General features: G+C 35.8%; 1 protein-coding gene. It reads left to right on the plus strand.

The annotated features are described in order from the left end of the window. A protein-coding gene (locus V7138_RS25020) for an IS3 family transposase (protein WP_335402701.1) occupies window positions 1–1,321 on the plus strand; the annotation gives its coding sequence in 2 pieces (ribosomal slippage) (window positions 1–363 and window positions 363–1,321; 1,322 coding nt annotated over the 2 pieces). This gene is flagged as partial in the annotation. Between the last annotated feature and the right edge of the window lie 38 nt (window positions 1,322–1,359).

Raw genomic sequence — 1,359 nt, forward strand, 5'->3', positions numbered from 1 at the left:
AGACTTTTACAGATAAAGAGATTAAACAACTATCAGCTAATATATACGTTAAATCAATTAGTTCTAAAGGAATTACTTATACTGATGAATTTAAACATATATTTATTGCAGAAACCAAGAAAGGCAAGTTTGCTAGAGTTATTTTTGAGGAATGCGGTTTTGATGTAGATATTTTGGGGATTCAAAGGGTTAAATCAGCGAGTAGAAGATGGAAGGATGCTTACTCAGAAAAAGGGCTAATTGGCCTACGTGATACCAGAGTCGGTAACTCAGGGCGCCCTAGAGAAAAAGAACTGACACTGAAAGAAAAAAACGCTCGATTGGAAGCAGAAATTAACTTGTTAAAAGCAGAAAATGAACTACTAAAAAAGATCCGTTTTGCGGAAAGGGGGATGAGAAAGTAACACTTCCACCAAGCCTGAAATATGAACTTATCCGTTCGGTAATTGAAAAATATCATTTAAAAAACATGGTGAGTTACCTTTGTAAAGTAGCCGACGTTTCGAGAAGTGGTTATTATAATTATTTCACATTAGAGTCACAAGAACGAAGGAAACTGAAGGATGAAAAGGATGAAGTGTTGAAAGAGAATATTTTAAAGGCCTATAACTTCAAAGGTCGAAAGAAAGGGGCACGTCAAATCAAAATGACTTTGGCGGGTCAATTTGATGTTGTCTACAATTTGAAGCTTATCCGTCGAATCATGAAGAAATATAACATTATATGTCCCATCAGAAGGGCAAATCCTTATAGGAGAATGATGAAGGCCACACAAGAACATCGGGTTGTACCAAACCTATTGAACAGACAATTTAAGCAAGATATACCTGGAAAAGTTCTTCTAACCGATATCACGTATTTATATTACGGAAAAGGTCAGAAAGCCTATTTGTCGACTATTAAAGATGGTTCGACTAATGAAATCTTAGCTTATAACGTGTCAGCCCATATTACGATGGATTTAGCTACAAACACCCTTATAAAGTTAAAGAAGAACCGTAACTTTAGAAAAGCGGAAGACGCATTGATACACTCTGATCAAGGAACCCACTATACACACCCTAACTTTCAAAAGTTAGTGAAGAAACTTGGGTTACACCAATCTATGTCCAGACGCGGCAACTGTTGGGATAATGCCCCTCAAGAATCATTTTATGGACATTTCAAGGATGAAGCATATATAAAACCATGTGAAACCTTAGATGAATTAAAGCGTGAAATTAAACAATATATGACGTACTACAATTACTACAGATACCAATGGAATTTAAATAAGATGACCCCTGTTCAATACAGAGATCATCTTCTTAAAACCGCCTAGGCTTTTTTCAAAATGTCCTTTACAAAGGGTACACTTTA

The sequence above is a fragment of the Bacillus sp. JJ1533 genome (assembly GCF_036965045.1).
Classification (GTDB): Bacteria; Bacillota; Bacilli; order Bacillales; family Bacillaceae_L; genus Ferdinandcohnia.